Annotated in this window: 12 protein-coding genes; 3 read left to right on the top strand and 9 right to left on the bottom strand. The window is 63.7% G+C overall.

Annotation, left to right across the window (positions count from 1 at the left end; translation table 11 throughout):
• Positions 1–39: 39 nt before the first annotated feature.
• Positions 40–1068: an ABC transporter substrate-binding protein gene (locus CGLY_RS07520; protein ID WP_052539857.1), complete on the top strand. Its 1029-nt coding sequence runs from the start codon at positions 40–42 to the stop codon at positions 1066–1068.
• A gap of 203 nt (positions 1069–1271) precedes the next feature.
• On the opposite strand, the gene CGLY_RS07515 is transcribed toward CGLY_RS07520, so the two are convergent.
• From CGLY_RS07515 to dxr, 8 genes are all read right to left on the bottom strand, one after another.
• Positions 1272–2813 (bottom strand): hypothetical protein, encoded by a 1542-nt coding sequence (locus CGLY_RS07515; protein ID WP_038548131.1) that lies wholly within the window; start codon positions 2811–2813, stop codon positions 1272–1274.
• Positions 2814–2937: 124 nt separating this feature from the next.
• Entirely contained in the window at positions 2938–3723 is a 786-nt protein-coding gene (locus CGLY_RS16735; protein ID WP_052539855.1) for a hypothetical protein, read from the bottom strand.
• Between the two features lie 130 nt (positions 3724–3853).
• Positions 3854–4441: a carboxymuconolactone decarboxylase family protein gene (locus tag CGLY_RS07505; protein ID WP_038548129.1), complete on the bottom strand. Its 588-nt coding sequence runs from the start codon at positions 4439–4441 to the stop codon at positions 3854–3856.
• Positions 4442–4516: 75 nt separating this feature from the next.
• The gene (map, locus tag CGLY_RS07500; RefSeq protein ID WP_038548126.1) at positions 4517–5401 is read right to left on the bottom strand and encodes a type I methionyl aminopeptidase; all 885 of its coding nucleotides are present in this window, start codon (positions 5399–5401) and stop codon (positions 4517–4519) included.
• A gap of 11 nt (positions 5402–5412) precedes the next feature.
• Positions 5413–7284 (bottom strand): penicillin-binding transpeptidase domain-containing protein, encoded by a 1872-nt coding sequence (locus CGLY_RS07495; protein WP_038548123.1) that lies wholly within the window; start codon positions 7282–7284, stop codon positions 5413–5415.
• 118 nt (positions 7285–7402) lie between these two features.
• Positions 7403–8575, bottom strand: a complete 1173-nt coding sequence (gene ispG / locus CGLY_RS07490; protein WP_038548120.1) for a flavodoxin-dependent (E)-4-hydroxy-3-methylbut-2-enyl-diphosphate synthase — start codon at positions 8573–8575, stop codon at positions 7403–7405.
• A 106-nt stretch (positions 8576–8681) separates the two neighbouring features.
• On the bottom strand, positions 8682–9920 hold the full coding sequence (locus CGLY_RS07485; protein WP_038548117.1) for a M50 family metallopeptidase: 1239 nt from the start codon (positions 9918–9920) through the stop codon (positions 8682–8684).
• Positions 9917–11101, bottom strand: coding sequence for a 1-deoxy-D-xylulose-5-phosphate reductoisomerase (gene dxr / locus CGLY_RS07480; RefSeq protein ID WP_038548114.1), 1185 nt, complete (start codon positions 11099–11101; stop codon positions 9917–9919). The genes CGLY_RS07485 and dxr overlap by 4 nt, the downstream gene beginning before the upstream one ends.
• A gap of 184 nt (positions 11102–11285) precedes the next feature.
• Between dxr and CGLY_RS07475 the strand changes: the two genes are divergently transcribed.
• Positions 11286–11786, top strand: a complete 501-nt coding sequence (locus CGLY_RS07475; RefSeq protein WP_407080806.1) for a DUF2631 domain-containing protein — start codon at positions 11286–11288, stop codon at positions 11784–11786.
• Between the two features lie 162 nt (positions 11787–11948).
• Here the strand turns inward: CGLY_RS07475 and rlmN are convergent, their stop codons facing one another.
• Positions 11949–13061 carry a 23S rRNA (adenine(2503)-C(2))-methyltransferase RlmN gene (gene rlmN / locus CGLY_RS07470; protein WP_038551923.1) on the bottom strand — a complete coding sequence of 371 codons (1113 nt, stop codon included), beginning with the start codon at positions 13059–13061 and terminating at the stop codon, positions 11949–11951.
• 68 nt (positions 13062–13129) lie between these two features.
• Here rlmN and CGLY_RS17125 point away from each other — a divergent pair, with 68 nt between their 5' ends.
• On the top strand, positions 13130–13612 hold the full coding sequence (locus tag CGLY_RS17125) for a LapA family protein (protein ID WP_081803820.1): 483 nt from the start codon (positions 13130–13132) through the stop codon (positions 13610–13612).
• Positions 13613–13614: the final 2 nt, after the last annotated feature.

Here is a 13614-nt window from a genome sequence, read left to right as displayed (position 1 = left end):
CCGCACACCCTCGCCGGGCACAGGAGAGGAACATCCTTCATGCTGCACACCGCCCGTCGCTCCCGCGCGCGAACCGTCCGTCGGACGTTGACCGCCACCGTCCTCGCTGGCGGCCTCGTCCTCGCCGGCTGCTCCTCCGATGACTCCGACAACAGCTCGGATGACAACACCGCCTCTTCCGACAGCGCGGGCGCCGAGGAGTCCGAGGTCACCATCGAGAACATGTACGGTGAGGCGACCTACAACACCAACCCTGAGACCGTCGTGGCCATCGGCACCGCCGTGGACAATCTCCTGGCACTGGGCATCACTCCGGATGTCATCGTCGAGCGTGGCGACGACGCGGACGCAGACTGGAAGAATCCGCAGCTGGAGGGTGTCGAACGCATCCCGATGTCCGAGGACTTCCCCCTCGAGGAGGTCGTCTCGCATAACCCCGACCTGGTCGTCGGCGACACCTACCGCATCAAGGAAGACGCCTACGACGAGCTGTCCAAGGTCACCGATGTTCTGCCCGGCATGGACGAGGACGCCAGCTGGGAACCGCAGCTGCAGGCACTCGCCGAGATCTACGGCCTGGAAGACAAGGCGCAGGAGGTCATCGATGACGATGAGAAGGCATTCGCTGCTGTGCGCGACGAGCTGCCGGGTCTCGAAGGCAAGACTGCGCTGACCGTGCAGGACCGTGGTGGTCAGTTCGGCGTGATCGCTGATCCGGAGAACATCGCCAACAAGTTCTACTCCCGACTGGGCATGACACTGCCGGCGTCGTTCACCGACGGTTCATTGAAGATCGAGGGTGGTCGTGCGCAGATCTCCTATGAGCGGGTGTCGGATCTGGCGGCGAACTTCATGGGCATGTACGCCACAGAGGGCATGGACAAGATCCGTGCTATTGCCGGCTACGACCAGCTGCCGCAGGTGGAATCCGGTGCCGTGATCGAGGACAACAAAGCCGTCATGGCTGCGTTGAACATCCCGTCCTCACTGTCCAACGCCTGGCTGCTGGAGCAGGTGCGTGACCAGTTGGAGATCGTCGACGGCGAGGACGCGGTCGACGCGGAATAGCGGACCACTGTAGTGCGCGGTGCTCCCGGCACTACAGGACTGCGATGGACAGGGCCTGGAGATCATTCACTGATCTCCAGGCCCCTTGTTGTACGGTGCCCCGCCAGACTGCACTGACTAGTACCCCAGGGTCATGTTGGTTCTGACGCCATCAGACCGACACAGCCCCGGGGTCTCAGCTCAGGGACACCGACCCTCACGGGCTACCGGATGACTTTCTTCACGGTTGTCGACTTCTCCCCCAAGAACTGGCGGCGGAAGTATGTGTCGAGCAGGGAGCTGCCGGTGGTCATACGACGGGTTTTCTGGCGTCTATTCTGCCCGTTACCGAAGAGGGCCCCCGTCGAAGCACCTTTACCTTGGCCCGTTCTGGCCCCGTTCTGCCCGGCTGCGCCGACAGGCGCAGTACCGGCGCCACTGGCACGATGACCGTGAGTGCCGTTGCCGGCGGCAGGCGCTGCCCCGCCCGTGCCCTGGGCCACGCCTCGGGCACCAGCGCCGTTCTGGGTAGTCCCCGGCCCCGTGTGGGGTCCGCCACCGGTGGTGTGACCTGTGGATGGCGAGCCAGGGGTAGCGACACTGACGCCCCTGGGTAGCAGAGGTTGCATCACACCACCGGCGACATTTCGGGGATTGGCGGGCGGCGCGACGCTCGTAGCTACAGGTCGGCTACCATTCATGTTCTGGCCGGGGCCGGTACCTGTCGACGCCGGATGTGCCGCGGTAGCGGAGGCAGGCGACGCTGCCTGGATACCACCGGATGCGTTGCTGATTCCGCCAGCCGGACCCGCTGGTGCCTGACTGACAGTCGCTGCCTGAGAGGCCCCAGCCGGAGTAGCGGAGACATGCCCTGTCTGTGGCACCGCGGGATTGGGTTGGGCGGCAGCCTGACCAACAACGGGGGCAGCGGCCCCGCCTGCCACCTGGGTAATGGTCTCCTGGGCGGCCATGGTCGCCGCGCCGCCGGAATGAAGAGCTCCCGAGCCAGTGTGGTTGACCACAGGGACAGACAGGTTAGTCACCAGAGGACGTGCTGTGTCGAGCGCGGGCTGCAGATACCCGGAAACGAATGCCGCGACCTGTGCCTGAGATTTGGCGGCGATAACGGCTGCACCTGTCCCACCGGTGACAGCACCTGCTGCGGTGGCTTCGGCCGCAATCTCGGCTTCCATGGCAATGAGTTGTGCGTGTGCTGCAGCTCTAATGGGCGGCAGTTCGAGCATGGAGGTTGCCATCGCAGTGGAGTTGGCGGCGACTGTCGCGCATTGGCGCGCAATGGTCGATATCGCCTGCTCTGCCATGGAGAAGGCGCTGCCTTCGGTGGTCCCGGCTATCAACACGGCCGCACTCTGCAGTGATTCAGACGCCTGGAGCATCCGGCGGCTGGCGGAAGCCCAGGATTCCGACGCTGCGATGATTCCGCTGTCGTCTCCGGCGAACATTACGGTGAGCGCCTTCAGCGGAGTCGCTGCTTCAATTGCCGCGACCGGCGGCACGTAAGCCAGGTCAAGGACAGGGATCTCCGGCCTGGGCGGCATTCCGAAGTGAACTTCCTTGTCTGGCGCATCCGTGTAACTGAGCATGCCGGTGAATGTGTCCACCGACAGATATTCCTGTTCCGTCAACGCCTCGATCAAAGGCACGAGCGAATCGTGCAGCCACTGCACGTTCGTGGTAGCAGCCTGGGTCGCGACAGTCAGCGATCCAGGATGCGCGCCGAGGTACGCCGAGTACTGCGTGGCCACCGCACCGAGCGCGGGTGAGGTTGTGAAGGCAGTAGCAGCAAGCCCACGCTTATCAACCTTCCTAATGCTAAACTTCGCGTCAACTATAGACTTCACAACTTGATTCAGATTTTCTGGATCATACCTAAACATCGACATTTCCCCCATTGACATTAATAGCAATCTGAAGTGAGCTAAAAGCTTCACTACAAGTGCCAACACCAGTTCCATTCATATACATCGACGTGTAGGGGTATCCCATACTCGGAGTATCAAATACCCCGATACAACCTAGAATGTCAGCCATATCACCTTCGGACACACTGCTGAAACCATGGAAGTGCGAATCTCGGACGGCGGAATGATTTGCAAACTCTTCAATGCTACCTACAAAACCCCACTCAAAAGCGATAATCTCCGAATTAGCGCCGAAACCGTAAGAGCCAATTCCAGAACAGTGCGCATAACCATGACCAACGTCATCTACGCTCGTTCCGAACCCCAGCTCCTCCATCCTCCGGATGACCTCCGGATGGCACGGATCGGGCATGTCCTCCCACTGCGGCAGCAGTGCCCGTTCCCCGATCGGTTCCAGCGCAACCGGCTGACCGACGAACCGCTGCGACTCGTAGACCAGCTTCTCCAGAGGATCATCAGGCTCCGTCTCAAACCAGATCCCTGTATGCCCGGCCGGCTGAATCATTCGACCATCCTCCGTCACCACCGGCTCGGCGACTCTGCCCTCCGCCGGCTGGGTTGCCGCAGTCTCAGCGGGCCACTCTTTCCCGGCCGAACCACCGGCGCCAGCTTCGTCCCTCACCGCCGAACACGCCGTGACCATTAGCACCAGCACCAACACGACCAGGGCACACGGCACCACCAACAGCCGGTGCGAACCGTCATCGCCCACAACAGAATCCTGGTGGACCATAGGCCCCACCCCACCCCTTCACTACATCCAGACAGCCGCTGTTCCCCACGACCCCCGCCCATACCCCCAATGGGTCAGACAGTCACACAGTAACCCACATTCACGGTCACGTCCAGAGGCAAAACTACCGTCACCGCCCCCTCTTCCTGTCTACCGGAGTACCCAGCACCGACAACGCCGTCGCCAGGCCCGAATAGTTCGTCACCAGCATCACCAGAGCCACGAGCTCGCGGTCAGACAAGTAACTGGCCAGAGCCGACCATGTCGACTCATCCACCTCACCGGCTGTCACAATCTGATCCACCGCATCCAAGATCACGCCCCAACGACGGGTCTGGCCGTGCGACTCCCCCTCCATCGCCTCAATCTGAGTATCAGTCAATCCCACCGACGCGCCTAACTTCCGGTGATGGGCCGCTTCATACTCTGACCCCTTCAGATGAGCCACACGGAGAATCACCAGTTCCGTCTCCTTGCGTGACAGGTAGCCGAACGGCATCATCGCCGCCGAGTACACCAGCCACGCCTTAAACAGGCGACGTGCGCGCCCGATCGTGGAAAAGACCCCCATCGTCTCCGTGCCCTGCACCCGCGCGCCGAGACGCGCGATGAGGTGATTGACCACCCCCAGCTCCCGCACCCCCGGCACTTTCTCGCCGGGGCGCACGATGCGTGTCGGCCCCTCGGTGGACGCTGACTCCGAACCAGATACGTTCATACCCCAACACGCTACCTGAGACCCCTGTCCCGGCGACGCCCTTCAGCGAATTCGTCCCCAGGAAATGAGACCGCGTTACTTGACGGTCTGGTCCTTCTCGTCCTCGCGCAGAGTCAGCACGTCCACGCCGGTCTCCGTGACGACCATCGTGTGCTCAAACTGCGCCGACCACTTGCCGTCCTTATTCTGCACGGTCCAGTCGTCGTCCCAGATGTCGTAGGGCAGATCGCCAAGATTCAGCATCGGCTCGATCGTCAACGTCATCCCCGGCTCCAGAACCGTGTCGTAGGCGGGCTCATCGTGGTGCAGTACCACCAGGCCGTTGTGGAACGTCGGGCCGACGCCATGGCCGGTGAAATCACGGACCACGGAGTACCCGAACCGCTTTGCGTACGCCTCGATCACCCGTCCGATCACGTTGATCTCACGGCCTGGCTTCACCGCCTTGATGCCCCGCCACATCGCGGCGTAAGTCCGTTCGACCAGCAGCCTGTGCTTCTCAGCCACGTCCCCCGCCAGGTACGTCGCGTTCGTGTCACCGTGCACACCGTTCTTGTAGGCAGTGACGTCAATGTTCACGATGTCACCGTCCTGCACCACGGTGGTGTCCGGAATGCCGTGGCACACGATCTCATTGAGACTGATACACGACGCCTTCGGGAAACCCCGGTATCCCAGGCACGAGGGGTACGCTCCATGATCGCACATGTACTCGTGCGCGATACGGTCGATCTCGTCCGTGGTCACTCCCGGTGCCACCACAGCACCGGCGGCAGACAGTGCGCCGGCGGCAATCCGTGACGACTCGCGCATCGCCTCGACGACCTCCGGGGTCTGCACCCACGGCTCACCGACGTTCTCCCGGACGGAGTCCTTCCACACGTACTCCGGACGATCAATACTGTCCGGAACCTTGCGGATCGGGGTGGGTGTACCGGGGGTCAGAAGCGCTCTACTCATGAGGCCCCAGCCTACTCCCCGTCCAGATTGTCAAAGAACTGCTGGGTCACCGCCACTGAATGCTCAGAGCCGCCGCCCAACACGATCATCGTCGCGAAAGCCAGGTCGCCGCGGTAGCCCATGAACCACGCGTGGGAGCCCTCATTGATCTCCGCCTCACCGGTCTTGCCGTACACTTCGCCCGCGCCTGAGATAGCCGACCCCGAGCCGCTGGTCACCACCGCGCGCATCATGTCCCGCAGATTGTCCAGGACGTGCGGCTTCAACGGTTCGCCTTCCACGGCATCCTTGCCGTCGGGGTCCAGGGTGTGCACGTCGTCGGTGTCGATGAGGTTCGGCACCGGGGTACGGCCGTTCGCCGCAGTCGCCGCGACCAGTGCCATACCGAACGGGCTGGCAAGGTCGAGGCCCTGGCCGTACCCGGCCTCGGTCCGGTCCAGCATGACCTCGCCCTCCGGGACCTGACCGGTCATGGTGGTCAGTCCCGGGATCTCATAGTCGCGTCCCAGACCGAACTTCCTGGCCTCCTCCTTCAGCTCCCCTGGCGCCATGTCTGTCGAGATACGGGCGAACGTGGTGTTGCAGGACTGGGCGAATGCATTGCGCATCGACGTGTCCCCGAGTGAGAAGGAGTTGTAGTTGGTGACGATACGTCCACCGATGTCCTGGGTCGACGGACATGACACTGTCGAATCCGCGGTCAGATCCTCTTTCTCCACACCGGCTGCGGCGGTAATCACCTTGAAGGTTGATCCGGGCGGGTACTGCCCTGACAGCGCCACGTCACCCTGTTTGTCCGCTTCGGCTGTCTGTGCCACGGCCAGCACTTCCCCGGTGGAGGGGCGCATCACCACCATCATCGCCTGGTCGTTCGGGCGAGTGTCCACTGCCTTCTGCGCCGCCTCCTGTACCTGCCGAGACAAACTCACCTTGACCGCCGGCGACGGTTCGGCGGCAGTGCGTTCCATCGTGCGCACCACCGACGCATTCTGGTTCACTGCCACGACTTCCCATCCCGGTTCCCCGGCAAGTTCGGGCTCGACCAGTTGGGTGACACGGGACATGATGTCCGGAGCGAAGCCAGGATCGGGACGCACCATGGCCGGCTCCTCGTTCATACGGACGCCGTTCACGGATTCCAGGCCCTGTTGCACTCGGTCGCCGAACTCTCCCGGGATCGTCGTCACCGAGTAGGCCCCGTCGGCGTCCAACGCCGCCGAGGAGACCTGTGCTTTGTCGATGGTGGGGATCGCTTCTTCCTCTGCGTGTGCGGCGTCGAGTACTCGCGCGATCTGGTCGACTGTCCCTTGGACCCCGCCGTTCTTCTTCGCCTCGTCCGTGTCCAGCAGAACCCGCCACGTGGTGCCCGGGGTAGCAAGGACGGCGCCGTCGGAACCGACGATGTCGGCGACCTGGGCTTCCACCCGACGCAGCTCCAGGTGTTGGTCTGCCCCGAGGTCGGGATGCAGGACAGACGACCGCCACCGCACCGCCCAGTCCCCGTCGGTGCGTGTGGCGGTCAGTGTGGCGTCATAACGGAACGTGCGGTCCCCCGGCAGTGTCCACGCCATCGAGTAGTCAGCAGTGGCCACGTTGTCGTCGGTCCGGATGTCGCGCACTTCGGCGTCGAGGGACTCTGCCTGCAGTGCCGACCAAGATTCGTCCAAAGCGGTAAATGCCACTGATGAATCGTCGGTGAGTTGGGCAGCAGCATCAACGTCCCGTGACTCGACCGCAGCGAGGAAGTCTCCGATGACCTCGTCTGCCACGTCCGGGCGTGGGGTACATGCGGTGGCGGCGACGGTGACAGCAGTGAGGATCAGACACAGGACGGTGGCGGCGGTGGTGCGTCTCGGGGCCTGCGTCCCCGGAATCTGGATCATGCTCCGACGCTAGCAGCGCACAGCGCTGCTTCCCCGCACAAACACGAACACATCATCCCGCGGGCCCTTTATCCTCCCCTACCGGCCCCGCGGCGGATGATGCGTACGGTATCGGTGTCTAGCTGGTGACCTTGACCTGGGGGGAGCCGGTGAGACCGGCAGCGGCGAGAACCTCGGGGTCCATGTCCTCGGCGATCTTCATCGCCTCCTCGATGAGGACCTCCACGATCTCATCCTCCGGAACGGTACGGATGACCTCACCTTTGACGAAGATCTGGCCCTTGCCGTTACCCGAGGCGACACCCAGATCAGCGTCGCGTGCCTCACCCGGTCCGTTGACCACGCAGCCCATCACGGCAACGCGCAACGGCACCTCCATGCCCTCCAGACCAGCGGTGACCCGCTCGGCGAGACTGTAGACGTCCACCTGGGCGCGTCCGCAGGACGGGCAGGACACGATCTCCAGCTTCCGGGGCCGCAGGTTCATCGACTGCAGGATCTGGTCACCGACCTTGATCTCCTCCACCGGGTCGGCCGACAGGGAGGTCCGGATCGTGTCGCCGATGCCCTCCGCGAGCAGTGCACCGAAGGCCACCGCAGACTTGATGGTGCCCTGGAAGGCAGGTCCGGCTTCAGTGACACCGAGATGCAACGGGTAATCCGACTGCGCGGCGAGCTGACGGTAGGCCTCCACCATGATCACCGGGTCATTGTGCTTCACCGAGATCTTCAGGTCGCCGAAACCGTGCTCCTCGAACAGGCTCGCCTCCCACAGTGCCGACTCGACCAGCGCCTCCGGCGTGGCCTTGCCGTACTTCTCCATGATGCGCTTGTCGAGGGAGCCAGCGTTGACACCGATACGGATCGGGATGCCGGCGTCTCCGGCAGCCTTGGCGACTTCCTTGACTCGGCCGTCGAACTCCTTGATGTTGCCGGGATTCACGCGGACGGCGGCACAGCCGGCGTCGATCGCCGCGAAGATGTACTTGGGCTGGAAATGGATGTCGGCGATCACCGGGATCGGCGACTTCTTGGCGATGGCGGGCAGTGCCTCTGCGTCGATCGTCTTCGGGCAGGCGACTCGGACCATGTCGCAGCCTGTGGCGGTGAGCTGGGCGATCTGCTGCAACGTCGCGTTGACGTCATGCGTCTTCGTCGTGGTCATCGACTGGACGCTGACAGGGTAGTCACTTCCGACTCCGACGTTGCCGACCATGAGCTGGCGAGTCTTGCGACGGGGAGCCAGCACCGGCGGTGGGGCGTCGGGCAAACCGAGGGAAATTCCGGTCATGTGTGGTCTTGTCCTTCTTTCCTTGTGGATCTACGGCGTCAGTCTACGCGTATGGATTCTGACATGCGAAAACAGTGATGACGTCCCGATGACGGCCAGGTGACGGCTACGGGAACAGTTGCAGCGGGTTCACCACGTCGGCCACGATCACGGTCAGGCCGAAGACCAGCAGGACGGCGGTGGCCACGTACGTCAGGGGCATCAGCTTCACGTAGTCGACCGGGCCACCGGGCGCCAGGCCCCGCAGGCGGCGCAACCGGTCGCGGATCTTCTCGTAGATGACCACGATCGCGTGCCCACCGTCCAACGGCGGCAACGGCACCAGGTTGAACACTGCGAGGAAGAAGTTCAGGTTCGCCAGCAGGAGCAGGAAACTCATCCACTGCTCGTGCTCCACCAACTGCCCGCCTGCGTGGGAGGCGCCGACCACACTGACCGGGCTGTCCATCTGACGCTCAGCGCCGAAGATCGACTGTACGACCGGCCAGTAGCGCTCCGGAAGGTGGACCAGGGCGTCCACGGTCTGCTTGCCGAGGTTCCAGGTGAAGTCCGCGGTGCCACCGACCGCCGCGACCGGGTTGTAGTCGACCATCTCGGTCGGAGGAAGTTCAACCTGTACACCGATCGCACCGGTGGCCTCACCGCCACGTTCAACGACCTGCACCTGCAGATTCAGGTCCACGTCTGTGCCACCACGCTCCACCGTGGCCGGCACGGTGACGGTGTCTCCGAGGGCGACCCCGTCCTCGCCTGCTGTCCGTCCGGCAGCCTGGACCGCGTCGATGACGTCACTGAATCCCTCGACGGTCCTGCCGTCAACAGTGAGGAACGTGTCCCCCACCTGTACTCCGGACGCCTCAGCCGGGCCTTCACCGGTACAACCCGGATCGTTCTCGGTGCCGTCGCCCTCCTTGACCGGCGAACACAGCAGTTGTGTCGCGGTGGCGGGAATCGGCTTGTCCTCGGTGCTGGGCAGACCGAAGCTCACCGCGACACCGAAGATGATCAGCACACCGAGCACGATGTTGACGATGATGCCCGCCATCATCACGAAGACCCGCTTCCAGGCGGGCTTGTTGATCATCAGATGGGGCTCTTCCTCCTCCGTCCACGGGTCATTCACCGTCATCCCGGCGATGTCGCAGAAGCCACCCAGAGGAATGGCCTTGAGCCCGTACTCGGTGTGCCCGCGTGTGGTGGACCACACGGTCGGGCCGAAGCCGATGAAATAGCGCCGCACGCGCATGCCGCACACCCGTGCGGCGACCATGTGTCCGGCTTCATGCAGGGCAATGGTGACGCCGATACCCAGAGCGAAAAGAACGACACCTAACGCAAAACTCACCGGGCCATCCTTTCGTGGGCCTTAGCGCGCGCTTCACGCTCCGCGTCGATCACGTCCTCGAGGTCACGCGGACGGCCGACGCGGTCGGCGCAGTCCTCCATGACCTCGGCGATCGTGTCGACGATCCGGGGGAAGGGCAACGCACCGGCGAGAAACTCCACGGCGGCTTCCTCGTTCGCGGCGTTGTACACGGCCGGCATGCATCCGCCGACGGACACCGCCTCACGGGCCAACCGGACCGCCGGGAACACCCCGTCGTCGAGAGGCTCGAACTCCCACGTGGAGGCCGTGGAGAAGTCGAGGGCACGCTGGGCACCTGGCACCCGTTCCGGCCAACCCAGCGCCAGGCTGATCGGCAACTTCATCGAAGGTGGCGATGCCTGCGCGATCGTCGCCCCGTCCCGGAAGGTCACCATCGAATGGACGATGGACTGGGGGTGCACGGTCACATCGATCTTGTCGGCCGAAACTCCGAACAGCAGGGACGCCTCGATGAGTTCGAGCCCCTTGTTGACCATCGACGACGAGTTGAGGGTGTTCATCTGCCCCATAGACCAGGTCGGGTGATTCGCAGCCTGCAACGGGGTCACGTCCTGCAACTGCTCACGCGTCCATCCCCGGAACGGCCCGCCGGACGCGGTGAGGACCAGGGAGTCCACGTCATCGTGACGTCCGGACCACAGGCACTGTGCCATCGCCGAGTGCTCGGAGTCCACGGGCACCAGCTGTCCCTCTGCCGCCGCAGTCAACACGAGCTCACCTCCGGCGACCAGCGATTCCTTGTTGGCCAGCGCCAGGCGTACCTGCCCGTTCAGCGTCGCCAGAGTGGCATCGAGACCGAGCGAGCCGACGAGAGCGTTCAGGACGACATCCTCGGCGCCCAACCCCAGCGAGTCGGTCAGCCCCTCCACCAACTGGCGTGCGGAATCCACCCCACGGACGACATGACCGTCCAACTCCCGGTCGACCTCTTCAGCGGTGCGTTCACTGGCGACCGCCACCTGGTGAGAGGCCAGGCCGAATGTCCGGATCTGGTCAAGCAGGACGTCCGGCTTCGACCCGTGTACAGAGACCCCGACCAGGTCGAAACGGTCGGGGTTCTGTGCGATGATCTCGAGCGCCTGGGTACCGATCGAACCGGTGCTTCCGAGCACCACTACTCGTTTCTTCACCCGGCCCATTGTTCCACGCCGCCGCGACCGCGCGGTAGCCGGGACACCACGGTCGCGTACTCCCCCAGCAGACCTCCAGCAAGCCTCCAGCTGCCGGTCAGCAAGAAGGCCGACACAAACGGGGGACCCCACACCGGGTCGGAAATTCTCCGAACCGCGGGGATGTGTCACAATGGAACCGATAATTCGGCAGGTGACCACTGCCGTCCTAGTTCAGGAGGATATCGACGTGGCCGATCACGGAAATCATGGCACGAAGGTGGCAGTGTACAACGGCGTCTCCACCGAGGATGAGCCGTCCGCCGCCTGGGGCTGGCACCAGTTCCCCCGGAAGACAACGATCGTCATCGGCTACCTCGGCGGACTCTCCATGTTCGGCATGCTGTTCGGTAACCACCAGGGTCACGTCGAGAACATCTGGCTGGTTGCCATCGGTGTCCTCGTCCTGCTGGGAACGACGCTGTACGCGCGCCACTCCTCGCCCAACTGGAAGCCGAAGCCTGCCCGTGCGACGGTGACCGCGCACAACAAGCCGGCCGGACACCAGGAGCCGGACTGGGCCGCCGACCAGCGCAACCTCACCGGCGCCTACGCCAACATGACCACCGCAGAGCTCCGTTCCTGGAACCTTCCTGGTGTCGGATCCGACGGTGTCGAGAACATCGAGACCCCGAAGCACGCACTGCACCACTAGCGGAGGCATCACTCCGACGCCGACACAAGGCCCCGCATCGTCCGTTGATTCCCGGACCGTGCGGGGCGTTGTCGTTCTCGGATCCCCCCCCCGGACGCTCCCGGTTGGTTTCCTGGAATGGGCCGACCGGGAGCGTACGTGTCAGGACACAGCTGAGGCGCGCTATCGTTCCTCGGCCGCGAGCTGCCCACAGGCCGCCGCGATCTCCTGGCCGCGGGTGTCACGCACCGTGCACGCGACGCCCTGAGCCGCGACCCGCCGGACGAACTCATCCTGGACTGGTTTCGGTGACGCATCCCATTTCGAGCCGGGCGTCGGGTTCAGAGGAATCAGGTTCACGTGCACCTGGTTGCCGAGTGCTCCCCGCAACTTCTTGCCGAGTAGGTCGGCACGCCACGGGTGATCGTTGATGTCGCGGATCAGGGCATACTCGATAGAGACACGACGACCGGACTTGTCGGCGTAATACCGTGCCGCCTCGAGAACTTCATCGACGGACCAACGGTTGTTGACCGGGACAAGGGTGTCGCGCAACTCATCGTCCGGGCAGTGCAGGCTCACGGCCAGACGCATGTGCATCCCCTCGTCCGCGAGCTTACGGATTGCAGGGGCAAGCCCCACGGTCGAGACCGTGATGTTGCGTGCGGAAATACCGAACCCTTCCGGAGAAGGAGAGGTGATGCGCTTGATCGCCTTGACCACACGCTTGTAGTTGGCCAGTGGCTCCCCCATTCCCATGAACACGATATTCGACAGGCGCCCTTCCCCGCCCTCGACCTCACCGTCGCGCATTGCTTTCGCTGCGGCTCGGACCTGCTCGACGATCTCCGCGGTGGACAGGTTACGGTCCAACCCACCCTGGCCCGTGGCGCAGAACGGGCAGGCCATGCCGCAGCCGGCCTGAGAGGAAATGCAGAGGGTCGCACGGTCCGGGTAGCGCATCAGGACGGACTCGAGCATTGTGGCGTCGTGCAACTTCCACAGCGTCTTACGGGTCTGTCCCTCATCGCAGGAAATGTTGCGCACGGACTCCATCAACGTGGGAAACAGTGTGTCCTTGACCGTAGCGCGCAGGCCCTCGGGGAGGTCCGTCATCTGCGACGGATCCCCCTCAAGGCGCCCGTAGTACTGACGTGCGATCTGGTTGGCGCGGAAGCCGGGCAATCCGGCATCGGTAACCGCCGACTTGACCTCGTCGTCAGTGAGGTCAGCCAGGTGAGTGGGTGGCATGCCCCTGGTGGGGGCACGGAACTGCAGTTGTACCGGTGTAGTCATGGTGTCGGTCATTATTGCACGTCGTGGAGGGGGTGAGCACATCGTGTCTTGGCACTACACTGGGCGACATGACTACGAGCCACGGGAATGACTACTCAGACGACCTGACCGTCCCCGCCACTGACGCAGCGGAAGCTGCCGAGAACGCCGAGGTCAGCACCGGCACAGACGTTGCTGAGACGACAGCGACGGGCACCAGCCCCGACACCGTGGATTCCGGAGCCGCGGGAGACTCAACAGGCTCAGAGCAGCATGCCGGGGAGAAGCCAACCGTTGCGGGATCGATTGCGGGATCGACCTGGGTAGGCCTGACCATCGGCGCGGTCATCCTGATTCTGTTGCTCGTCTTCATCCTCCAGAACCAGGACTCGGTCCGACTGCAGATGTTCGTCTGGCAGTGGAACTTCCCCATCGGCGTCGGCATGCTGATCGCCGCCATCGCCGGTGCACTTGTCATGGCGTGTGTCGGCGCGGTGAGGATTCTGCAGCTGCGACGCCAGATCAATCATCCGGACGGCACCCGCGGAAAGGGCACGGGGCGCAATCGTTAACT

The sequence above is a fragment of the Corynebacterium glyciniphilum AJ 3170 genome (assembly GCF_000626675.1).
Classification (GTDB): Bacteria; Actinomycetota; Actinomycetes; order Mycobacteriales; family Mycobacteriaceae; genus Corynebacterium; species Corynebacterium glyciniphilum.
The sequence above is the reverse complement of the archived record's forward strand: the minus strand, read 5'-3'. Positions and strand labels throughout refer to the sequence as shown.

Excerpts from the sequence above, each read along its gene's own strand:
- map (WP_038548126.1), bottom strand. The coding sequence starts at position 5,401 with ATGAGTAGAGCGCTTCTGACCCCCGGTACACCCACCCCGATCCGCAAG.
- ispG (WP_038548120.1), bottom strand. The coding sequence starts at position 8,575 with ATGACCGGAATTTCCCTCGGTTTGCCCGACGCCCCACCGCCGGTGCTG.
- CGLY_RS17125 (WP_081803820.1), top strand. The coding sequence starts at position 13,130 with ATGACTACGAGCCACGGGAATGACTACTCAGACGACCTGACCGTCCCC.
- dxr (WP_038548114.1), bottom strand. The coding sequence starts at position 11,101 with ATGGGCCGGGTGAAGAAACGAGTAGTGGTGCTCGGAAGCACCGGTTCG.
- CGLY_RS16735 (WP_052539855.1), bottom strand. The coding sequence starts at position 3,723 with ATGGTCCACCAGGATTCTGTTGTGGGCGATGACGGTTCGCACCGGCTG.
- CGLY_RS07520 (WP_052539857.1), top strand. The coding sequence starts at position 40 with ATGCTGCACACCGCCCGTCGCTCCCGCGCGCGAACCGTCCGTCGGACG.
- rlmN (WP_038551923.1), bottom strand. The coding sequence starts at position 13,061 with ATGACTACACCGGTACAACTGCAGTTCCGTGCCCCCACCAGGGGCATG.
- CGLY_RS07495 (WP_038548123.1), bottom strand. The coding sequence starts at position 7,284 with ATGATCCAGATTCCGGGGACGCAGGCCCCGAGACGCACCACCGCCGCC.
- CGLY_RS07505 (WP_038548129.1), bottom strand. The coding sequence starts at position 4,441 with ATGAACGTATCTGGTTCGGAGTCAGCGTCCACCGAGGGGCCGACACGC.